At 60.7% G+C, this 21,249-nt stretch carries 18 protein-coding genes; 2 read left to right on the forward strand and 16 right to left on the reverse strand.

All coding sequences use genetic code 11. The features are described 5' to 3' along the window. Positions 1-218: 218 nt before the first annotated feature. The 4 genes from ACQZ6F_RS31215 to ACQZ6F_RS31230 form a co-directional block, all read right to left on the reverse strand. A complete protein-coding gene (locus tag ACQZ6F_RS31215) occupies positions 219-488 on the reverse strand; it encodes an ATP-binding cassette domain-containing protein (RefSeq protein WP_205910614.1) in 270 nt (89 codons plus the stop codon). 235 nt (positions 489-723) lie between these two features. Continuing rightward, on the reverse strand, positions 724-2,202 hold the full coding sequence (locus ACQZ6F_RS31220; protein ID WP_449095894.1) for a SecDF P1 head subdomain-containing protein: 1,479 nt from the start codon (positions 2,200-2,202) through the stop codon (positions 724-726). Continuing rightward, complete coding sequence (locus ACQZ6F_RS31225; RefSeq protein ID WP_449095895.1) at positions 2,199-3,083, reverse strand: hypothetical protein; 885 nt, start codon at positions 3,081-3,083, stop codon at positions 2,199-2,201. Before ACQZ6F_RS31225 ends, ACQZ6F_RS31220 begins: the two co-directional genes overlap by 4 nt. A 104-nt stretch (positions 3,084-3,187) precedes the next feature. Further along, positions 3,188-3,442 carry a hypothetical protein gene (locus ACQZ6F_RS31230; protein ID WP_449095896.1) on the reverse strand — a complete coding sequence of 85 codons (255 nt, stop codon included), beginning with the start codon at positions 3,440-3,442 and terminating at the stop codon, positions 3,188-3,190. 79 nt (positions 3,443-3,521) lie between these two features. Between ACQZ6F_RS31230 and dinB the strand changes: the two genes are divergently transcribed. Beyond that, positions 3,522-4,619 (forward strand): DNA polymerase IV, encoded by a 1,098-nt coding sequence (gene dinB / locus ACQZ6F_RS31235; RefSeq protein ID WP_449095897.1) that lies wholly within the window; start codon positions 3,522-3,524, stop codon positions 4,617-4,619. Positions 4,620-4,670: 51 nt separating this feature from the next. Here dinB and ACQZ6F_RS31240 read toward each other — a convergent pair whose 3' ends face one another. From ACQZ6F_RS31240 to ACQZ6F_RS31255, 4 genes are all read right to left on the reverse strand, one after another. Further along, positions 4,671-5,453 carry a carbohydrate ABC transporter permease gene (locus ACQZ6F_RS31240; protein WP_449095987.1) on the reverse strand — a complete coding sequence of 261 codons (783 nt, stop codon included), beginning with the start codon at positions 5,451-5,453 and terminating at the stop codon, positions 4,671-4,673. Positions 5,454-5,548: 95 nt separating this feature from the next. Beyond that, positions 5,549-6,442 carry a carbohydrate ABC transporter permease gene (locus tag ACQZ6F_RS31245; RefSeq protein WP_449095898.1) on the reverse strand — a complete coding sequence of 298 codons (894 nt, stop codon included), beginning with the start codon at positions 6,440-6,442 and terminating at the stop codon, positions 5,549-5,551. Between the two features lie 67 nt (positions 6,443-6,509). Then, the gene (locus ACQZ6F_RS31250) at positions 6,510-7,769 is read right to left on the reverse strand and encodes a hypothetical protein (RefSeq protein ID WP_449095899.1); all 1,260 of its coding nucleotides are present in this window, start codon (positions 7,767-7,769) and stop codon (positions 6,510-6,512) included. Between the two features lie 148 nt (positions 7,770-7,917). Continuing rightward, positions 7,918-10,659 (reverse strand): glycoside hydrolase family 2 protein, encoded by a 2,742-nt coding sequence (locus ACQZ6F_RS31255; RefSeq protein WP_449095900.1) that lies wholly within the window; start codon positions 10,657-10,659, stop codon positions 7,918-7,920. Positions 10,660-10,808: 149 nt separating this feature from the next. Between ACQZ6F_RS31255 and ACQZ6F_RS31260 the strand changes: the two genes are divergently transcribed. Next, entirely contained in the window at positions 10,809-11,834 is a 1,026-nt protein-coding gene (locus ACQZ6F_RS31260) for a LacI family DNA-binding transcriptional regulator (protein WP_449095901.1), read from the forward strand. A 139-nt stretch (positions 11,835-11,973) separates the two neighbouring features. On the opposite strand, the gene ACQZ6F_RS31265 is transcribed toward ACQZ6F_RS31260, so the two are convergent. The 8 genes from ACQZ6F_RS31265 to ACQZ6F_RS31300 form a co-directional block, all read right to left on the reverse strand. Further along, complete coding sequence (locus tag ACQZ6F_RS31265; protein WP_267554981.1) at positions 11,974-13,056, reverse strand: DUF917 domain-containing protein; 1,083 nt, start codon at positions 13,054-13,056, stop codon at positions 11,974-11,976. An 8-nt stretch (positions 13,057-13,064) separates the two neighbouring features. Beyond that, positions 13,065-14,168, reverse strand: a complete 1,104-nt coding sequence (locus ACQZ6F_RS31270) for a DUF917 domain-containing protein (RefSeq protein ID WP_449095902.1) — start codon at positions 14,166-14,168, stop codon at positions 13,065-13,067. Next, positions 14,158-15,705: a hydantoinase/oxoprolinase N-terminal domain-containing protein gene (locus tag ACQZ6F_RS31275; RefSeq protein ID WP_449095903.1), complete on the reverse strand. Its 1,548-nt coding sequence runs from the start codon at positions 15,703-15,705 to the stop codon at positions 14,158-14,160. Before ACQZ6F_RS31275 ends, ACQZ6F_RS31270 begins: the two co-directional genes overlap by 11 nt. Before the next feature lie 5 nt (positions 15,706-15,710). Further along, a complete protein-coding gene (locus tag ACQZ6F_RS31280) occupies positions 15,711-16,595 on the reverse strand; it encodes an oligopeptide/dipeptide ABC transporter ATP-binding protein (protein ID WP_449095904.1) in 885 nt (294 codons plus the stop codon). Then, positions 16,592-17,434, reverse strand: coding sequence for an ABC transporter ATP-binding protein (locus tag ACQZ6F_RS31285; RefSeq protein WP_449095905.1), 843 nt, complete (start codon positions 17,432-17,434; stop codon positions 16,592-16,594). Before ACQZ6F_RS31285 ends, ACQZ6F_RS31280 begins: the two co-directional genes overlap by 4 nt. After that, complete coding sequence (locus tag ACQZ6F_RS31290; protein ID WP_449095906.1) at positions 17,431-18,321, reverse strand: ABC transporter permease; 891 nt, start codon at positions 18,319-18,321, stop codon at positions 17,431-17,433. The genes ACQZ6F_RS31285 and ACQZ6F_RS31290 overlap by 4 nt, the downstream gene beginning before the upstream one ends. Continuing rightward, complete coding sequence (locus ACQZ6F_RS31295) at positions 18,321-19,325, reverse strand: ABC transporter permease (protein WP_068394418.1); 1,005 nt, start codon at positions 19,323-19,325, stop codon at positions 18,321-18,323. Before ACQZ6F_RS31295 ends, ACQZ6F_RS31290 begins: the two co-directional genes overlap by 1 nt. A gap of 123 nt (positions 19,326-19,448) precedes the next feature. Further along, entirely contained in the window at positions 19,449-21,008 is a 1,560-nt protein-coding gene (locus ACQZ6F_RS31300; protein WP_449095907.1) for an ABC transporter substrate-binding protein, read from the reverse strand. Positions 21,009-21,249 lie beyond the last annotated feature (241 nt).

The raw sequence follows: 21,249 nt of genomic DNA on the forward strand, positions 1-21,249 counted from the left end.
CATCCAGGCCGGCCAAAACGCTCGCCTCGCGTTCAACCTCGATAAAACCGTCTTCTTCGATCCAAATACCCAAGCAAGAATAGCTTGAGGGGGGTGGCTGACATCGGCACCTCGGCAGCCTAGAAGATCACATTCCCCGAACGAGACCGGCGCTGCGTCCAGCAGCCGGTCTCACGCGCGATGTCTATGGCGCCGACCTCCACGATTGGCGACGGCTTTCATGCATGGCCTTTCGAGGCACCGGTGAACGGCAGGTACAGAGGCGTACCATCTATCGGATGAGGAAAGACCATCGCCTCGATGCCGAAGACCGTTTGGATGAGATCAGGGGTGAGCAGACGAGTGGGGCTGCCCACGGCATGGATGCCACCATCGGCGACCGCGACCAGATGGTCCGCATATTGGGCGGCATGATTGAGATCATGGATCACCATGACGATCGTGCGGCCCTGATCGGCGTTGAGCTTCCTAGCTCTGTCCGCGCGCATGAAGGACACCCATATTGTTTTGCGCCGAAGAATGCCCTTGTTCAGCCTCAGCGCGCCATATGGCCAATGCCTGGTCATAACGGCCCTTCTCATAGAGGTCGTCCGTGCCCGGGGCTGCTCCCTTGGCAATCAGGAGCCAGGTCATCTTCGCGCCGTCTTCGGCTGAACTACCCGTCCTTCGCAGGCCTCCGCTTGAAACAACCATGGCTGATCGGCCCAGTTGCGAGCCATTTTCTCATGAGCGCGGGCGCACGAGGATCTTCGCTCCAGGAACGGACAGCCGATCCTTCACGAACCCCAAAACCTTCATCTGCGGCCCATCGTCTATCGTCAGGCGACCGTCCGTGACCGGTTGCCTTATCCAGGGTTCCATGACGACATTGTCGTTGATCACTATCTGCACCTGCCGACCAATCGCCGCCTGGGTGAACGCCCGAAACTTCTCTGCGCTCTCCGGCGTGAGCACGATATTCAGTGCAAACCCGTAGGGATTGGAAGCAGAGACCACCTCGGCGCTCTTCACCTCAAGCCAGATCGGCGTAATCGACTTGGCCTGATCGTTGCTGGTCACGACCGCCGTGTCTTGCTCTGCCGGCGCCTCGGATGTTGAAAGCTCATCGAGGACACCCGGCCCGGCATTGACCGGCGGCAGCGGTTCGACATGCAGGTTCGGCGTCGGCTGGACCGCCGCCGTCAGGATCGGCGGCACCTGCAGGCTGGCTGGCACGTCTTCGCGTCGCATGTAGGTGTAGGTGCGCAATGTCGTGCCCGCCATCGCGATCGTTACGACTTCCGACGCCTCAACCACGGAACCATCGTTCAGCGACACCACGAACTTCGCAATCCGCTTCTTGTCGGCGCGCCTGACGGAAGCCAGCTGATCGGCCGTAAGGCTCTTCACCTGCTCGTCAAAGGCAGCCATGAGCTTGGCGATCACCTCCTGCTGCGACTGGCTGAGTACCGCCGGATCATATGCATCCGTCACCGAAAGGGTCGCTGTGCGCGCCGCCGCGTCAGTGGAGTCCAGCACCCAGGTCGATGTTACCGGGACACTCACGCCGCCATAATCCTCGTTGCGCGATGCCGCCAAGGCCTGCCCGACTTCCATAGCCTCATCCTGATAGGATTGCCCGGAGGCCAGCAATTGCGCTTCCGGCACCAGGGCGGTGACAATGAGAACGGGGTTTTGCTCTATTCTGTCGATGATGTTGTCGACACTGCTTTCCGGCACGGCGACCGCTCCGCCCGGTCCATTTGCCGCCATCTGCCGCATATGCGCCAATATCTGATCAGCGCCGGGCAGGCTGCGCGGATAGCCGTTCAAATCCGTTTCGAGTTCGAGCGCGCTAACGCCATAGGCAGTGAGAGAATTGCGATAAAGCAAGTTCATTTGATAGGTATCGGCAGCACCTCCGATGCCATTCGGCAGGTCGGCGCTGAGCGACCAGCGAACTCGCATGCCCTGTTCGTCTCGCGACAGAACGGTCATCTTCTGGCGAAAATCCCCGCGTGTGATCAGCGGCGTGGCGCCTGATTTGTCGAACCAGAACGACATGTCGTTCTCGGTCGCCTTTTGGACGCGATAGCTGTGCTCAACCCCGGTTGCCGGTGCATAGCCGGGGACCGTAACGCTCTCATTGGACCGGGCAGCGCTCGACAAGGCGGTGAAAACGCCAAGGCAGACGAGCGTTGCTCTCAGGCGCGCTGCCCTCATTGCGATCTCCGCGGCCCGACAATTGTCGCCACTCCGAACGGGTTGAACTTATATTCGGTCTCCTCGTAGCGAGTATCGTCCGATAGGGTGACATGACGCTTCGCCAGGGCTGCTTCAACGCCGTCGCGCGTCATTTCCTCGGCCACTTCATCAATCAGCGCGGCGATCTTCAGCTGTTCTTCATTGGTGGACGGCGACTGACCATCCTTACGGTCAAGCTTGACCAGCACGTCAGGCAAGCCAACCAGATGAAACCCGACGCTGGCCATTCCCTCAGCATCGTCTCCAATCGGTCGGCGGGCGAAGGCGAGACGGCAAGCCTTTGCAAGTGCCAGTGAATCGCCGGAAGCGGCGGCATCACGCGCCTGCTCGAAAAGCTCCCTCCATCGTCGCGCGCCATGTGCTACGCCCGCGCTTTCGCCTTTTGCCGCAATCGCATCGTGATCGAGCATGTATTGCACGAACATCAGGGCCTTTGCCGTTGTCGCTACGGTTGTCTCCGGCTCCATCGGCGGGCCGAGGACGTAGAGAACCGATCCGTGAACGGCGACAGCATCCTCGTCGGCTTCCTCATAGGCGTCGGGGTCGACGCGGTCCCAGCAGATATTGAATGACCGCACCATCCGATCATCGGGCTCATCCCGCGAAAATTCCTCGTCGACGGTAAAGATATCGCCGAACATGCCGATGGCGGCGCGCGCACTCACCTGCAAGGCCGCAAGCCGATTCTCCTTGCCGAGAAAGCAAAGGATGTGGCGGGGGGTGTAACTGGAGCGCGATGTGGCAAATGCCGGCGTTTTGCTCGCCGGGCTGCCGAAAGATGGTTTTGCCAGTATGAGACCCCCCAAGAACGCAAGAACGCGACGACGCACTGAGTTCATTCCCCGTTTCCCCATGGTTTCCAATCGATGGAACTGAATGTCGTCACCCACACGCTATCCAGGCCGCGCCACAGCTTCTACCCTATTTACGCTACAACTTGATTTCAACTTATCACAGCCGATTGGTTGTATTCCGCGCCCGCAATCCAACTAACGCCCAGGGCCTTGATCCCTTGCCGCAGGAAGGTCGTCATGAGCACATCCTCGCTCAATGGGATATCTGACGCCGTCACACCGAGCATGCTATTGATACCGCCGACACGAGCCGCTGCGGTCAGGCGGCGCATATGTTCGCAGAGCAATGCCGCCAGCAGTCGGGATATTGGAGAATCGGCTGGATGCGGCACCTCATCGACCACTGGCCATCATGTTGAAAGAAAGTAGCGCGCGCGATCAGAAGGCAATGCTGAGCCCCGCGGATTGAACGCTGAGACCATCATGAACGATACGAGCGCCACCCAGGTCCGGAAAATCATCCATGTGGACATGGATGCGTTCTACGCATCGGTCGAACAGCGGGATCATCCCGAACTCCGCGGCAAGCCACTGGCCGTCGGCGGATCCGCAGCGCGCGGCGTGGTGGCCGCTGCGAGCTACGAGGCCCGCGCCTTCGGCGTTCACTCCGCCATGCCTTCGGTGACTGCAAAGCGCAAATGCCCGGATCTGATTTTTGTGCCGCCTCGCTTCGACGTCTACAGGGCGGTATCGCAACAGATCCGCGAGATCTTCGCCGAATACACGCCCTTGATCGAACCGCTCTCGCTTGACGAGGCCTATCTCGACGTCACCCAGAACCTCAAGGGCATGGACATTGCCACCGAGATCGCTCTGGAGATCAGGGCGAAGATCAAGCACGTCACCGGGCTCAATGCCTCTGCAGGCATTTCCTACAACAAGTTCCTCGCCAAGATGGCAAGCGACCTGAACAAGCCCAACGGCCAGGCCGTGATCACGCCGAAGAATGGACCGGCGTTTGTCGAGGCTCTTCCGGTCAACAAATTCCATGGCGTCGGGCCGGCAACCGCCGAGCGTATGCGCTCATACGGGATCGAGACCGGGCTCGATCTGAAATCGAAATCTCTTGCCTTCCTGCAGGAACATTTTGGAAAATCGGGGCCGTATTTCTACGGCATCGCCCGCGGCATCGACGAACGCCAGGTAAGGCCCAACCGGATTCGGAAATCCATCGGTGCCGAAGACACCTTCGTCGAGGATATCGACGATCTCGAGCTGGCAACGGCGGAGTTGCTCCCCCTGGCCGAGAAGGTCTGGCGCTACTGTGAGACGGGTGGCATCAGCGGCAAGACGGTGACCGTGAAGATCAAATATGCGGACTTCACTCAGGCAACACGCAGCCGGACCAGCCCGCTTCCGGTTGCAAACGTGAGTGACGTCCTTGAGGCGGCATCCGCGCTTCTGGCAACCGTCTACCCGTTCAGGCGTCCCGTCCGCCTGCTCGGCATTACCCTTTCGTCTCTGACGAATGAGGAAGCCGATGAAGCTGAGCCGCAGTCCCAGCTCAATCTCGACATCTGAAGATCGGCAATCAAGTGCAAAGGCCTGCACCGAGAAGGGGCCGCGTTGCTCCTATCCCTTTATTCCAGCCGACAGCATGATGGCCCGCGTGATCTGCCTTTGGAAGACAAGGTAGAGAATGGCGACGGGAAGACCGGCCAGCACCGCAGCGGCCATGTCCTTGGCAAAACGCACGCCGAAGACATCCTTTACCTGGGTGATGCCGACGGGAATGGTGATCGTCGCGTCCGAAGTCGCGACCAGGAATGGCCACAGGAAGTTGTTCCATGCCGCGATAAAGGTGGTGATGCCAAGGGCGGTGATTACGCCCCAATTCATCGGCACGTAGATCTTCCACAGCGTCCTCAAATGGCCGGCATTATCGAGCATCGCGGCCTCGCGGAACTCCCTGGGGATCTGGTCGAAGAACTGTTTGAGGATGATGATGACCGAAGGCACCACCAGCTGCGGCAGGATGATGCCGCCCCAGCTGTTGATGAGCCCGAATGAGTTCATCAATACGAAATGATTGATGATGAGCGCCTCCGCCGGAACCATGACCGAGGCGATCAACGCACCATAGATCAACCGGCGGCCGGGAAACTGAATCTGGCTCAGCGCATAGGCGCAGCAGACGCTGATCACCAAGACCACCAAGGCGATGATCGTCGATGTGCCGACCGAGTTGACATACCATTGCACGATGCTGGAGCGACCGATCACGTAGAGATAGGGCTCGATCGTTGGTGCCTTCGGCAAGAGCCCCGGCGTCGGGCTTACCACCTCGGTGTCGGACTTCAGCGACGTCACGATCGCCCAGTAAAGCGGGAAGAACCAGATCAATGCCCCGACCACGGTTAGCGTGGTCAGCGCTCGGCTGCTCCACCTGCCCGCCGCGATGCCACCGCTTGCCCGTTCCGGGCTCGCCTGCCGATCGGGTGTCGAAACGCTCACTTTTCACCTCGCGCACGCAGGAACTGATATTGGAAGACCGAGGCAATCAGGATGATGGCGAAAAGAATGGTGGCGACGGCTGCGCCCTCGCCGCCCTTGTTCTGCTTGAAGGCGAGATCGTAGATCACGGACATGACCACGGATTGCGCGTCAGCCGGCGTATGGGCGAAGTAGCCAAGCAGGTAGGGCTGCGCAAAAATCTTGAATTGAGCAATCAGCTGCAGCGTCAGCACCAGCGCCGTGACCGGCCAGATCAGCGGCCAGGTTATTTTTGAGAAGACCCGCCAGCGGCTGGCATTGTCGAGCGCCGCTGCCTCGTAGATGTCGGGCGAAATGCTGCGCAGGGCGGCGAGAAAGAGCAGAATGTTGAAGCCGATCGTCCACCAGATGGTGACGACGGCGACGGAAGGCATGAAATAGGCTGGTGAACGCAAGAGCGGCAGCGGCCGGCCACCAGTAAACAGCCCGACGACATCCTGGATGACGCCGTATTGCATGTTCGCGATCCAGGTCCAGATCTGCGTCACCACGGACACCGGCAGAATGGACGGTAGGAAGAAGCAGGCGAGGACAAACATCTGTATGCGTCCGGCGAGGCGATTGACGCCCATGGCGATGAACAGCGCGAGAAATGTGCCCGGGATGACGGTCAGGACGATGAAGTACAGCGTGTTCAGAAGCGCCTTTTGCAGCTGAGGCGAGAAGAGCTGGCGCGCATAATTGTCGAACCCGACCCACTCGCCGGGGCCGATCAATGGCGCATTGGTGAAGCTCATCGCCACCATGCGCCATGTCGGATAGGCGAAGATCACCATAAACGCGATGACGGCCGGAGCGACCAGCAGCGCTGCAATCAGGCTATCCTGCTTCTTGTTGCTCACCGCACCCATCCGTCACCCGCCTTGCTTATGCGCTCCCGGAGCCCGAGCAGCCCCGGAAGCTGTTGAACGGAACCGATCACTGAGCGTTCATGTGATCGCGGAACTTTTCCAGCGTCTCCTTCAGGTCGCCTTCGCCGTTCAGCGGCCCGGACGCCATGTTCTGCCAGTCATCGTCAAATTTGGAGGCAGCACCGGTCAGCGGCGTCTTCGGCATGTAGAAGGCGTTGAGCGCCATGGCGGCATAGTCGGCCTGCGGCTTGAGCGCCTTGTACGCGTCCGATGTGCTGACCGGCAGATAGGCCGGGATATGGCCGGCGGCAGCCCATTCCAGCGAATTCACATTCATCCACCGGATGACCTCGAGAACCGCGGCGCGCTTTTCCGGGGACATGGTGACGCCGACATTGTTGGGGATCACGAAGGAATGCGAGTCCGACCAGTTGGCGGGCTTGCCCATCCAGGCCGGAATGTTGACCATGCCGTAGCTGAAGCCATTGCCTTTCGCCACTTCGGTTTCCATGGTCGGCAATTCCCAATTGCCATTCAGGAAGAAGGCGGATTGGCCGGCCAGAAAGGTCGGCGTGATGGTTTCAGAATCGACATAGGGCTGCGCCCAGCCTTGCTTCACCCAATCCGTGACCTCGGCATAGGCCTTCTCCATCTTGTCGAAGTTGTCGCCCTGCAGGAACTTGCCGTCCGCGGTCAATTGGCCGCCCAACTGACCGAACAAGGTATAGATGTCGCGCAAATCGCCGCTGGATGATGCGATGACGACGCCGTTCTTGCCGGCCTCCTTGGCCTTGGCCAACAGCGCGCGCCAGCCTTCCAGCGTATCGATGCCGGTCGGCTTGCCGTCCGGGCCCAGCGCCCCCAGCTCCTTCAGCACATTCTTGTTGTAGTAGAGGACCTCGCCATGCACGTCGAAGGGAACGGCGTAGCGCACATTGTCGACCGTCGAGGCGGCAATCGCATTCGGCGGATAGTCGCCGTCTTTCAGGCCAACCGCCTCAAGCTCCTTCGGATCGATCGGCGATACGGTCTTGGCCGAAACAGCAGCCGCCAGGCGCGACAGGTGGTAGGTCGCAATGTCCGGTCCCTGGCCGACGGCCGCCGATGTCTGCAGCTTGGTGTAATAGGGAATGCCCCATTCAAGAGTCGTACCCTTGATCTGGATCTTGTCCTTGTGCTCATCGTTGAAACGCTGGATCAGCGCCTTCATTCGCACGCCGTCGCCTCCCGACAGGAAGTCCCACCAGACCACATTTTCGACCGCGAATGCGGGGAAGGCAACCATGACGGCTAGCGCCGCAATCGATGTTCTCAACAGGTTACGCATTTTCACTCCTCCAGAATGATCGGTTTTCCTGCCGGGGCCTCCCGGCCTTCTTGTCTTGCGTCGCAGCGTGGGAAGCAGATGAGCTCCCATCTGTCTTGGCCACCTGGACCTCCTCCCGGTCACACGGCGGCTTCACTCCATTGGCTGCCTAGGAGGCGGCCGTTTCAATAACTCCATCCAGCAAGGCTGCCGCCACCGGATCGGCGCCAGCAGGTTCGCGCATCAGGCCAAAGGTCGTGGCGACGATGCGGCCTGCGCCGACCCGTCGCTCGGCAATGGTCGCGCAGGGCTTGTGAATCCAGCCCGCCATCGTGCCGGCATGGACGAGGCCATCGAAATGGATCGGCCGGAAGCCGGTGATGACGCGGTTGGGATTGACGCCGACGAAGGAAAGGTCGGTGAGCGGCCCCCCCGGCAGCCGTGCAAATACCCCGGAACGCTTCACCCAGCTAAAGCCGGTGACCCAGTTGCCTTTCCAGATGGTGCCGTTGCGCTCGGTGACGCGCATCTGCGGCATCGGCTGCCCGCGATCGCCTCCGGTCGGATAATTCCAGTTCGGCTGGTCATTGCGCAGGTTGCCAAACGGTGCGGGCGCGATATCGGCAAGCGACACGTAGCGGGCGCCGTGCTCCATGGCGTCGATATCGGCCTGGCTCAGCGTCGATGCAACCCGCACATCCGCCTCGTCGGCACCGACGACCTCATAGCCGAGCGCGGCCAGATAGGCTGCAATCTCGGGCTCACCAGAGAAAACGGAAAGCGCGGGCTTGGACCTTTGGGCGTAGACGCTGATGTCGAGACTGTTGCGCGCAAGCTCCTTGCCACCGGCGGTGAGCGTGAACTGGACGCTGATCTGCTTGCCGGCCTTTTCCGCCCCAAAAGACAGATTGAGCGCTGGCAGGCGGTGCACGGACGTTGCGTCCGCTGCTGCGACCGCCATCCTGCCCGTATCTGCGCCATCGATGCTCCAGCTCAGCTCGGTGGCGGGCAGCGCCTTGCCGCCGGTTGAGATTTCAAGCTCGATGCCGGCCGTGTCACCGGCCCAGACCGCATAGCGCTGCATGCGCGGCACGATGACGACATCGGTGTTAATCTCGTGGAAGCGGCTGTGATAGGCACGCGTATTGCGCTCCATGTCCATGAGGCCATTGGCCTCCCAGTGCAGATCGGTCAGCTCGGTGATGACATAGCCCTGGATCGAGGCATGCCGGCGCATTTCCTCGATCTCGAACTTCAGCGCATTGAACTGATGCCATTGCGCATCCTCGATAAAAGTATCGAAGGACGAAAAGACCTTGTCGAACTGGTAGGTGCGGAAGCGCTGCTGGACGCCATGCGGATAGGTCGCGCCTTCGCTATCCCATTCCAGGCCATTGATGAACCAGAACGGCTCCTTGCCGTCCTGCAGCAGCTTGTCGGGATGCGGCAGCCCCCAGACGCCGAATTCGGAGACGACGAGCGGTTCGTCGCCGCGCCGCTTCGCATCGCCGTTCGGCGAATAGGACCAGTCGGGCCGCTTGGCGAAGGCCGAGACCCAATCGGCCCATTCACGCGCCATTTCCGGCACCGAGGCGTAGTAATGGTAGTCATCGATGTCGGAGACGATGTGGAAGTTCGGAACGCAGGCCGAATTGTCGACCACGAGCCGGGTCGGGTCCTTCTTCTTCAGCCAATGATAGGCGCTATACAACCACGAGCGCTGATCGGCGCTTTCGACAAGGCGCGTGCCCCAGTCTTCGTTGATGATGGTCCAGATGACGATGGAGGGGTGGTTGCCGTCGCGGCGCAGGATGCCTTCCATCGTGTCGAGCAGGCGCTTGGCCGAGGCCTCTGTGAATGTCTGAATATTGGGAATTTCCGTCCAGACCAGCAGGCCGAAGCGATCAGCCACATCATAATAGCGGGGATCGGGAACCTTGATATGGCAGCGCAACAGGTTGAGCCCGAGTTCCTTCGACTTACGCGCCTGATCCTCCAGAAACTCCAGCGACGGCGGCGTGTAGATGCCTTCCGGGTAATAATCCTGATCGAGCGCGCCGCGCATGTAGAATGGCTGGCCGTTCAGGAAGAATTTTCCGTCTCTCGCCTCGAAGCTGCGAAAACCGAAATTCTCGGCCACGGCATCGATGACGGCGCCACCCTCGGAAAGTTCAACCACAGCCCGGTAAAGCGCTGGATCATCTGGCGACCAGGCCTTGACCTTGGCAACTTTGAGCGTGACTGAAGCTTGGGTCGCGACATCGAGGGCAAGCTCTTGCGACGCTGCCACCGCACCGTTGCGATCCAGAAGCGTGATGTTCAAAGCACCGGTAAAGGCCGAGGCCAGCTCGACATCGACAGTCACATCCCCAGTGGCGAGATCGGCGCGAATGGACTGGTGCGCGACATGCGCCTCGCTGCGGCATTCGAGCCAGACCGACTGCCAGATACCGCCCAGCATGCCGTACCAGCTCTGCTTGCCGTGCGGGATTTCGTCGAACGGAAAGTCGGGGAAAGCCTTGGCATCGGCACTCGGCAGGGTGACCCTTACTTCAAGACGCAATTCGCTACTTAGCACATCCGCAGGGATGACAAATTCAAACGGCAGGTAGCCGCCCTCATGAGAGCCGAGGCGGCGGCCATTGACCGAAACTTCGGCGAAATAGTTCACCGCGCCAAAATGCACGACCACCTGACGTCCCAGCCACTCCTCCGGCACGACCAGCGAGCGCGAATAAGTCGCCACGCCGGCGGCGGCGCGCAGATCCGGAAAATGCGCCTGCCAGGGGGCCGGCACCGCAATCGTCGTCTGCCTTTGCCCCTCCAGCTGAAAATCCCAGATCCCATCAAGTGACAGGCTTGCACGCGGCCCGGAATGGGTGTCGGCGAAACGGCGGGAGGCGATGGTCATGGGCCGCAAGCTTTCCAGTTGGATTTAGTCACAAAATAAGTTACATACAAGTTTCGTAACTTAAAAATGTAACACTCGCAAGACCTGCCGCTTCACATTGTCCGCCAGATTTTCTAACGTGCCGGCCAGTTGCCTCAGAAAGAAACCGCGTGAACGACAAGATAACGAAACGACCGACAATGTCCGATATCGCTGCAAAGGTCGGCGTTTCGCATGCGACGGTTTCACTCGTATTGAACGAGGCGCCCGGCAAGCGGGTTTCGGAGGAGATGCGCAATCGTGTGCTGGCCGTGGCCGAGGAGCTTGGCTACCAAAAGGCCACGCCTGCCAATCACTCGCTCGGCGGCATCATCGTACTCCTCATCGATGATCTGATGGCTTCGCATCACGCCGCGCCGCTGATCGAAGGCGTGCGCGAGGCGGCCGAAGAGCGCGGCTTGGCGGCGGTGACCGTGGTGACCGGCGGACAGGTCGAGTTCGCGGAAACCATTCTCGACTATATGGGCCGGCGGCAGATCGTCGGCGTCATTTACGCCACGCTCATCACCCAATTGGCGCCGGTGCTGCCGTCCAAACTTTCCAACTATCCAACCGTACTCCTCAACTGCCATCAGCAGCGCGCCGAGTTCTCCTCCATCATCCCCGGCGATCTTGCCGGCGGCTTTGCGGCGACGGAGGCGCTGATAAAGGCCGGGCATCGCCGCATCGCCATGATCGACGCGGGCAAGGATCGACTGGAAGCGGCCCGCGATCGCCTGAGCGGTTACCGTCAGGCGCTTACCACCTATGACATGGCCGTCGATCCGGAATTGATCGTCTCCGGTGCCTGGTCACTCGATCTTGGCCGCGAGAAGATGCTGCAGCTGCTTGATCTACCATTACCGCCGACGGCGGTGTTCTGTTTTTCAGACCGGGTGGCGATGGGCGCCTATGACGCCATCAGGATGCGCGGCCTGAAGATCCCCGACGATATTTCCGTCGTCGGCTTCGATGACGAAAGCCTTGCCCGAAAGATTCTGCCGCCGCTCACCACCTTGAAGCTGCCGCATGAGGATATGGGCCAATGGGCAGTGGCTGAGCTTCTGGAAAAGATAGCGCAGCCAAAGAAGCCGCCCGTGCGGCTGAAGATGGAATGCCGGCTAATCTTGCGCGCTTCCATCGCCCCGCCCCGTTGAAGCCCGCAGGCAAACAAGGACAAGATGATTGTCCGAACAGGAATGAAAAGCTCCGAACGTCGAGGCGGCGGCGGGCTGTCCCTGTAGCTCGCCGCCGCCTGTATGAATCCCGATGGATCGGAGACTTGTGAGCCCTGCCTCACGAGAACGGATAGGGTGTATAATCGGCGTTGTAGCCGAAATAGCGCGGTCCGACGAGTGCGATACCGGCGGGCGTCAGCCACTGCGGATTGCACGGAAAGGCCAGAGCCACCAGCCGAAGCCCATAGCGAAGCGAGTCCGCGGTAACGGGATTGCCGCTTTCCGCCTCGAGCAACGTGATCAGATCCGGTGTGGAGCAGATCATCTCTCCGTCGCGCTCGGCCATCAGGAATTCGTTCTGGAAGTCGAGCTTGAAGCTATGCCCCTTCCAGGTCTCCAGGCCGTCGAAACGGGCGCTGCCACGTGCAAACCCGCCAACGGTGCGGCGATCGATATCCCTGACGCGGCCGTTGAAAATGATACTGGCTCCAAGCATCTTCGTGATCGCCGTGACCGGATCGGCATGGGCCGCCCGGGTTTCACGCAGTGTCCGGCCAAGATTGGCGCAGAGTGAGAGCGTGCCGCGGACCACCGCCTTCTTCGCGATGTCTCCGCTCATCGGGTAGAATGCCAGCAGCGCCGAACCACCCATTTCGACGGTTGCGGCGCGTGCCAGCCGCTCGGTCCAGCCATTGCTGACTGTTTCAAGAACCAGCGAATTGCCCTTGTCGTCGCAGAGCACCATCGGGGTCGCCGACACGCCATGCATCGTGAAGGTCACCATCTGCAGCTCGGGATAGGCGCGCCCCATGCCGTCGCCATCGACAAGCGGCAGGCCGGTTGCGGCCGCGACCACAAAGGGCGTCGTCGAATTGACGCCGCCGGCCTCGCCGCACAGAACCGCGTCGATCTTGCGACCGAGGAGCTGTTCGAGCTTGCGGAAGGCGGTGACCAGCTCGTCGCCCTGCGGCAGCTTCTCCGTCATCACCGTCGGCGCGCCCATCATGCAGACGGGCACGACGAGAGCATCGTCGGGCAAGTCCTCGACATCGACAAGTTTGACCGGCCCGTGCTTGCGGATCGCTTCCTGTGCCATAAGCTTGCCGACATAGGGGTCGCCACCGCCGCCGGTACCAAGAATGGCGCCGCCGATTGCGATGTCTTCAAGATCCTCGGCATAGATCGTTCTGAGAATTTTCATGGCCGCCCCTATTCCGCTGCCTGACGAACCAGCAAAGGCTCAAACGTCAATTCCGGAAAGCCAAAGGCTTTCGGCCCGACGATTTCGAGCGCCCGCGGCGTTTTCAAAAGGTCATGGGCCGGCAGGCCGATAACGGCGACGCGCTGGCCGTAGCGCAGCATCTCCGTGGTGATGGGCTCGCCGGTGTCTATTTCAAGGTTCATGATCAGGTCCGGCACCATGACGGCAGGCTGCTCATCGATCCAAAGGACGAGGTTTTCGTTCTGGATGGCGATGCGTGCTTGTGAACCCGTCCAGTCCCCCGTGCCTGCTATGATCGCATGCCCGCGCGCAAAGCCGCCGGTGAGTTCGCGACGAATGTCAACGATCTTGCCGGTGAAGAACAGCTTGGCCCCGGTGGTCTCGACGACGCGCTCGACGACATTCTGACGCTTGGCGCGTGCATCGAGCACGGTACGGCCGATGGCCAGAGCCTGGGACACCGTGCCGGGGACCGCGGTGCGCTTGACGAAATCGCCGCGCATGGGCGCAACCGCAAATCCGGCCCCTGCCCCCATCGCGACCGCGACGTCGCGGGCGAAACGTTCCAGCCAGAACATGTCGATGATGTCCTTGAAGACAACGACATTGCCTTTTTCGTCAGCGATTGCAGCGGGCGAGACGTCAGCACCGTAGATCATGTAGGTCGTCATCTGCACTTCCGGGAAGGCACGGCCCATGCCATCGCCATCGACAACCGGCAGCCCCGCCATCGCCGCCGCGATGATCGGCTCGATGGAATTCGAGCCGCCGATCTCAGCCGAGATGACGGCAGACACTTTGACGCCCGCCGTCTCCTCGACGGCCCGCATGGCGCGGTAGCACTCGCCGCCCTCTTCGATCTTCTCGACGCCGACGACTGGAGCACCGATGCCGCCGACTTCTGCGACCCAATCGCCATCCTCTAGCGCATCAAGCGGAATGATACGGACTTCGGCGCCCTTGCGGATCAGTTCGCGGGCACGCAGCATGCCCACATAAGGATTGCCGCCACCGCCGGTCCCCAGCAATGCTGCCCCGATCGAAAGCGGCAGCAGGTCTTCTTCCTTGAGCAGATAACCTTCAGCGGCCATTGAGCTCTCCTACGGCTTTGACGCGGATACGCGTGGCGTTGCCCGGCAAATAAGCGAGCGGCACATCCTCGACATCGACGATTTCGATCGATTCCGGCGATGCGCCTGCAGCAATTGCGGCCTGGATCGCACGGTTCTTGGCATCTTCGAGCGACTTCTCGCGGCCAAGCTCAGCCAAAGCATAGACGCGGTCGACTTCGCCCGAGACCTGGGCGATCGCCGCACCCACGGCGTTGGCGACGCCGAAGTGAGACGGCTTGATCACCTCAAGACCGGCAAGGGGACGGGTGACGAGAATCGACCCACCGCCAACGACGATAACAGGCAGAGGATCGGGCGAGAGCCGCGAACGCTCGACGCAATCCTCAAGCATCTCGTGGATCTTGTCCTCGGCGCGCTCAAGCAGATCCCTGGAGAGGTGCGACACCTTGGAGGCATCTCCGAGTTCGGCATGACGGGCAGCAACGGAAACATCGGTCGTGGTCAACGTCTGGCCGCCGAAGACCAGGGCTTCCGTCTTGATACGGTAGCCGACCGAAACCGGACCGATCCTGAGACCCTGATCCGTTTCCACGACATGCGAACCTCCGCCAAGACCGATCGAGAAGACATCGGGCATGCGGAAATTGGTGCGCACGCCGCCGACTTCGACGGCAACCGTTGCCTGGCGTGGAAAGCCCTTATGCAGCGAGCCGACGTCGGATGTCGTGCCGCCGATGTCGACGACGATGGCGTCGGCAACGCCGGAGAGGAAGGCTGCACCGCGCATGGAGTTGGTGGGACCGGAGGCAAAGGTCAGAACCGGGAACTTCTCGGCAAAGGACGCATCCATCAGCGTGCCGTCGTTCTGGGTGAGGAAGAACTTACCCTTGATGCCGGCTTCGCTGATCGCCTTGCGGAAGGCATCGATGACATGCGCGGAGAGATCGCGCAGGCAGGCGTTCATGATCGCCGCATTCTCGCGCTCGAGCAGGCCGATCCGACCGATTTCACTGGACATGGTGATGTGCGCACCGGGGATCGCCTTCGCGAAGATCTCGGCCGCCCGCTTTTCGAAATCGGCGCTGACGGGGGAAAATACCGAGGTGATGGCGATCGTGCTGATGCCCTTGGCCTTAATGTCGTCGGCAATCTTCAAGAGCTCGTCTTCGTCGAGCGGCGAGATCACGCGGCCATCGAATTCGTTGCCGCCATGGGCGAGATAGGCGTGGTTGCCGATCGACTGCTTCAGATCCTCCGGCCAGTCGACCATCGGCGGCAGCGAGGCGGTTGCCGGCAGGCCGAGGCGAACGGCTGCCGTCTGTGCGAGATCGCGGCGCTGGACTACCGCGTTGGTGAAGTGCGTCGTGCCGATCATGACGAAATCGACGGCGGACGCTTCCATCTTGGACGCTGCGAGAACATCGCGCAACGCGTTGACGACACCGCTCATGACATCCGCCGTGGTTGCGGACTTCACGCCGGCAATAACCTCCGGCCCATTCATGATGACGGCGTCCGTATTGGTGCCGCCGACGTCAATACCAATTCTAATCATCAGTCTTAACCTCGTTCGTGACTTGCTGTTTGACCGGCTTCCCGCAGCGCGAGCAGTTTCTCGGCTGTCGGGATTTCCCCGTCGATCAATGGAATTTTCGGGCGCATCGCCTCTTCCTCCTTCGAAATCACCGGGACGGAGGCAAGGAGGAGACGCGTGTAGTCGTGGGATGGGTTTTCGAAGACGGCGGAGACCGCCCCCGTTTCGACGATCTGGCCGCGGTAGAGCACGCCGACACTGCGGGCGAAGTTGCGCATCAGGCTGAGATCATGGGAAATGAAGAGATAGGTAAGCTCCATCCGCCGACCGAGATCGGCGAGCAGATCGATCACCCGAGCCTGAACGGAGACATCGAGCGCCGAGGTCGGCTCGTCGAGGACCAGAAGCTTGGGTTCGACGGCAAGCGCACGGGCAATCGCCACGCGCTGTTTCTGGCCGCCGGAGAGTTCGTGCGGATACCGATCTGCGAAATCGGCCGGCAGCTGGACCATTTCCAGAAGCTGCGAAACCCGCTGGCGCTTGTTACCGGCATAATCATGGGCATCGAGCGGCACCATGACCGATTGGCCGACCGTGCGGCGCGGATTAAGGGAAGAACCGGGGTTCTGGAACACCATTTGCACATGCCGGCGATGACCGCGCGATTGCCTGGATAGGCTCTCGCCATTGATCAGGATATCGCCGCTATCAGGACGCTCCAGACCCATGATCATCCGGGCGATGGTCGATTTTCCCGAACCGCTCTCGCCGGCAAGGCCATAGACTTGGCCCTTCTCGATCGAAAACGAGACCTCATCGACCGCGGCAACTGCACCGATCTGCCGCCCGAAGGCATTGCGCACGGGGAAGGACTTGCACAGCTTGCGAATTTCCAGCATGGGCGCGCTCATGGTGCCACCTCCGCGCCAAAGCGCATGCCGCCGGTGAGCCGCGGTACGGCGTTGATCAGGCTTTGGGTATAGGGATCGCGTGGCGTCTCAAAGATACCTGTGGTTTCGCCGTGCTCGACGATGATGCCCTTGTTCATGACGTAGACGTAGTTCGAGGTTTCCCTGACCACGCCGAGATTATGGGTGATCATCAAGAGTGCGAGCCCGCGTTCTTCAACCAGATCCTTCAACAGCTTGAGGATCTGGGCCTGGGTCGTCACATCGAGTGCTGTGCCCGGCTCATCGGCGATCAGCAGCTGCGGCTCACTCAGCAGCGCCATGGCGATCAACACACGTTGCCGCATCCCGCCCGATAGCTCGATCGGGTAGGACCGAGAAATCCGCCCGGGATCGCGCATCCGCACCTGATCGAGAACCTGATGGACGCGTGCCATGCGTTCCTTGGCCGTGCGCGAGCGGCCCAAACGCTTGTCGGCATATTTCAGGATCGTGCCCATCTGGTCGCCGATCGTGAAGACCGGATTGAGCGAACTCATGGGATCCTGGAACACCATGGACATGGCCGTGCCGCGCAGCCGCAGCCGCTCCTTGTCCGGCATCGTCAGCAGATCGGCGCCATCATAATAGATCTCGCCACCAAGAATGCGGGCCGGCGGCTGGCGCAGCAGTCCCATGATCGCCTTCATCGTCACCGTCTTGCCGGAGCCGCTCTCGCCGACGAGGGCGACCTGGGACCGTGCAGGAACGTCGAGGCTGACATTGTGCAGCACCCTGTTGGTGCGCCCATAGGTCGAGAATGCCACAGAGAGATTGTTGACGCGGAGAAGCGGGAAGCTCATCGGACCTCCTGGACATCGAAGAGGTCGCGCAGGCCGTCGCCGAGAAGATTGAAGCCGAGGGCGACGAAGAGAATGGCGGTACCCGGCAGCACCGATTCCCACCAGTAATCCGGCAGGAAGGCAGCACCCTGGGCAACCATTGTTCCGAGATCCGGTGTCGGCGGCTGGATGCCAAGGCCGAGGAAGGAAAGGGACGCGCCGACCAGGATGACGAAGCCGCAATCGAGCGAGGTCTTGACGGCGAGCGCGGAAACGCAGTTCGGCAGAATTTCGCGGAAGAGGATGTGGAACTTGCTCGCCCCAAGCGTCTCCGCGGCCTCGATGAACTCCTGGCTGCGGATCTGCTTGGTGATCGAATAGATCAGCCGCGTATGCCACGTCCACCAGAGCGCGGAGATTGCGAGTAGCGAGTTGATCAGATTTGGCGACAGCACGGCGGCAACGGCAAGCGCCATGACCAGCGGTGGTATGGCCAGTGCAATATCGGTGAGGCGCATGATGACGGCCTCGACCCAGCCGCCGAAATAGCCGGCAAGCATGCCAAGCACGGTGCCGACGGGGACAGCCGTGCCGAGAACCACAAGCGCCAGCAAGAGCGAGATGCGCATGCCGAAGACGACACGTGTGAAGATATCGCGGCCGACATTGTCGGTGCCGAGCCAATAGTCGGTCGATGGCGGCAGATGACGGGCTCGGAAATTCACCGCGGCACCGACATGTTCCGGATGTGGTGTGATCCAGGGCGCCAGAAGTGCGGCCAACACACAGACGATGACGATCACGGCGCCGATGACAGCCGTCGGATTGCGCGAGAAGCGATACCAATTCTGGTAGGCATTGGAGAGGCGCTCCGGCTGCACGGACGTTTCCAGCGAGGTCTCAAACATCAGCGCCTCCCTCGAATGCGAATGCGAGGATCGACCATGCCGACCAGCACATCGATGACGAGATTGACGACCACGAAGAAGACGCCGGAGACGATCACCACGCCCATGACGGCATTGAGATCCTTCTGCATGATGGTGCGCACGCCATAGGCCGCCATGCCGGGCCATGCGAAGACCAGTTCCACGACGAAGGCATTGCCGATCAACGATGCAAACTCCAGGCCGGAGATGGTGAGCGGCGGCACGAAGCTTGGCCGCAGCATGTATTTGAAAACACGCACCCGCTCCGGAATGCCGAAAGCCCGGCTGGCCTCGATATAGTCCTGGCTCGCCACGTCGATCATTGACGAGCGCGTGATGCGGGCGATCTGGCCCATGGTTGCCGCAGCAAGAGCCAGGGATGGAAGCAGAAGATGGCGAAACGCCTCGCCGAAGACGTCAAGACGCCCGCGCAGCAGCGAATCCACGCTGAGGAGACCGGTGATATCGGGGGTGAAAGCCATGTTCGGCGGCAATCGGCCGGTTGTCGGCAAGATGTGCAGGACATAGCCGGCAAGGATCTGCAGCAGGATCGCCAGAAAAAAGCTTGGGGTGACTGCTGAAAAGATGGCGATCAGGCGCACGAGATTGTCCGGCCAGCGATCCTTCCAACGCGCCGCGGCCACGCCAAGGGGGACACCGAGAACGAAGGCTATGGTGATCGTCGTCAGGACCAGCTCGAAGGTGGCGGCAAAGGTTTCACTTATATCGCTGGCGACGGGCCGTTTCGTCAGAAGCGACAGACCAAGATCGCCGCCGGCCAACCCGGAGACATAGATCCCGTACTGCTGGATCAGAGGCTTGTTGAAGCCCATGGTCTCGCGAAGCTGCGCGACCTGCTCTGCGCTGGCGCGCGGCCCAAGTGCGAGGCGAACGGGATCACCGGGCATTCCGCGGGCAATGGCGAAGATCACCACCGAAAGCCCGAAGAGGACCAGCAGTGACCAGAGCACGCGCCTGATCATGAAGAGGAGGAATTCCAATATCCAAGCCCTGTCTCGAACGAAAAGGAGAGATGGCGACGGCCCGAAGGCCGTCCTGTCTCAAGCAATCCGGACGGGAAGCCCGCCCGGAGAACATGCAAACCGCTATTTGCAGGCCCAGCTGTAGCGCGTGAACTTGTAGTCGAAAGACTGCATGGGCACGGCGTGGAAGCCTTCGAGGCACTTGTCCATGGCGTGCTGAACCGTCTGTGTCTGCAGGAAGACATCGGGTTGCAGATCGACGATCTTATGCTGCAATTCCTTGTAGATATCGGCCTGCTGTTTGGCGTCTGCCGTTTCGCGCGCCTTGTCGATGAGCGCGTCGATGGCCGGGTCCTGCAGCCATTCTGCCGAGGCCCAGGTACCGGCCGCCTTCGAATGATACTGCGTGAAGAACATCGAGTCCGGCGACGGATAGGTCGGGCCGAAGAATATCTGGCTGACGGCAGGTGTCGTGTCGACCTTGTTGGAAATCTCAGTAATGCGGTTCCACGGATCGGCCTGCTGCGTCACCTTGAAGCCGAGTTGCTCCAGGTTCGATTGCATCAGCAGGCTGATTTCTTCCTCGAACTTGGTGCCGGCGACATAGCCGAGCGTGATCGGGATGTCCTGTCCGGCATATTTCGACTGGGCGATCTCGGCCTTGGCCGCATCCATATCGAACTTCGGTGCCTGAAGGTCATTGGCATAAAAATCGGCGAAGCCGGGAGGCAGCGGGCCATTCAACTGACCGCCCGGCACGATGACGTTGCGCACCGTGTCGTAGTCGGTGGCGTAGGCGAGTGCCTTGCGGATATGGATATCATCCGTGGGCGGCACCTTGGTATTGAGCTTCAGGTAGAAACCGATCGTCGTATCGCTGCTGACGATGTTGAAACGGCCCATCTCCTTCAATGCCTTGTAGGTATCGGGTGACTGGTACTGGCTGCTCATCGTCAACTCGCCCGATGCGGCAAGCGAGCGGACGGTCGCCTCGTCATTGGTGATGATCCAGCGGACCTCGTCGATCGGACCTTCACCAAAACCCTTGTAGTACTTCGGATCACGCTCGATCGTCATGGAGGCACCGCGATCCCAGGCTTTCAGCGTGTAGGGACCGGCACCGGCAGCGTTCGTGGCGAGATAGGTCTGGCCATCGTCGCTGCCGGCGTTTTTCTGGACGACGTCAGCGTTGAGGATGAAGACCGCAGGCACGGTGCTGAGGAACGGCGCGAAGGCCTTGGAGAGCGTAAACTTCACGGTATGCGCGTCAACGGCAGTGACGGAACCAGGCTTCAGCACATCGGCAAAAAGGTTGGCGGGACCCTGGTTGATCTTCAGCAGGCGCTCGAAGGAGTAAACGACGTCGGACGCTTTGACAGGCGAACCATCGGTGAAATGGGCGTCGGCGCGAAGCTTGAAGGTCACTTCCTTCGCATCGGGAGAGACCGTCCAGCTCTCGGCGAGTTCGGGCTGCAGATTGCCCGTCGAATCGACGGTGATCAGACCATCGTAGAGGTTCACTGCTGCCATATAGTCGGTGTAGTCGGAGATCTTGGCCGGATCGATCGTGCCGAAAATCTGAACGGTATTCATCGTCACGACCGTCTTGGCCGCAGCCGTTCCCGCAATACCTGCGACAAGGGCGGCAAGTGCAGTCGACGCAATCAATCTAAGCTTGCTCATGCAATCTCCCGGTTCGGTTCAAGGTTCCCTGCGAGCTTTTGCCCGCTTATGTCTAGAATTCGCTCCGGCGTCTTCGTGCGCCTATGGAGTGGAGCGTCAATCATGCGGGACGATGCTCGACGGCATCCGGCGCTTGGGTCGCCGGCAGCGTGAGTACGCATCCGGGCTCCTTCGCTCATCAAAGCTCTGGAAGCCGTATGGAAAAGATTGCATAGGCAACCCGGCGCGCCAACACGAACCG

The organism is Rhizobium sp. A22-96, assembly GCF_053521805.1.

Coding starts and splice junctions, on each gene's coding strand:
- ACQZ6F_RS31215 (WP_205910614.1), bottom strand. CDS start 488: ATGCGCGCGGACAGAGCTAGGAAGCTCAACGCCGATCAGGGCCGCACG.
- ACQZ6F_RS31220 (WP_449095894.1), bottom strand. CDS start 2,202: ATGAGGGCAGCGCGCCTGAGAGCAACGCTCGTCTGCCTTGGCGTTTTC.
- ACQZ6F_RS31225 (WP_449095895.1), bottom strand. CDS start 3,083: ATGAACTCAGTGCGTCGTCGCGTTCTTGCGTTCTTGGGGGGTCTCATA.
- dinB (WP_449095897.1), top strand. CDS start 3,522: ATGAACGATACGAGCGCCACCCAGGTCCGGAAAATCATCCATGTGGAC.
- ACQZ6F_RS31245 (WP_449095898.1), bottom strand. CDS start 6,442: ATGGGTGCGGTGAGCAACAAGAAGCAGGATAGCCTGATTGCAGCGCTG.
- ACQZ6F_RS31250 (WP_449095899.1), bottom strand. CDS start 7,769: ATGCGTAACCTGTTGAGAACATCGATTGCGGCGCTAGCCGTCATGGTT.
- ACQZ6F_RS31255 (WP_449095900.1), bottom strand. CDS start 10,659: ATGACCATCGCCTCCCGCCGTTTCGCCGACACCCATTCCGGGCCGCGT.
- ACQZ6F_RS31265 (WP_267554981.1), bottom strand. CDS start 13,056: ATGAAAATTCTCAGAACGATCTATGCCGAGGATCTTGAAGACATCGCA.
- ACQZ6F_RS31270 (WP_449095902.1), bottom strand. CDS start 14,168: ATGGCCGCTGAAGGTTATCTGCTCAAGGAAGAAGACCTGCTGCCGCTT.
- ACQZ6F_RS31275 (WP_449095903.1), bottom strand. CDS start 15,705: ATGATTAGAATTGGTATTGACGTCGGCGGCACCAATACGGACGCCGTC.
- ACQZ6F_RS31280 (WP_449095904.1), bottom strand. CDS start 16,595: ATGAGCGCGCCCATGCTGGAAATTCGCAAGCTGTGCAAGTCCTTCCCC.
- ACQZ6F_RS31285 (WP_449095905.1), bottom strand. CDS start 17,434: ATGAGCTTCCCGCTTCTCCGCGTCAACAATCTCTCTGTGGCATTCTCG.
- ACQZ6F_RS31290 (WP_449095906.1), bottom strand. CDS start 18,321: ATGTTTGAGACCTCGCTGGAAACGTCCGTGCAGCCGGAGCGCCTCTCC.
- ACQZ6F_RS31295 (WP_068394418.1), bottom strand. CDS start 19,325: ATGATCAGGCGCGTGCTCTGGTCACTGCTGGTCCTCTTCGGGCTTTCG.
- ACQZ6F_RS31300 (WP_449095907.1), bottom strand. CDS start 21,008: ATGAGCAAGCTTAGATTGATTGCGTCGACTGCACTTGCCGCCCTTGTC.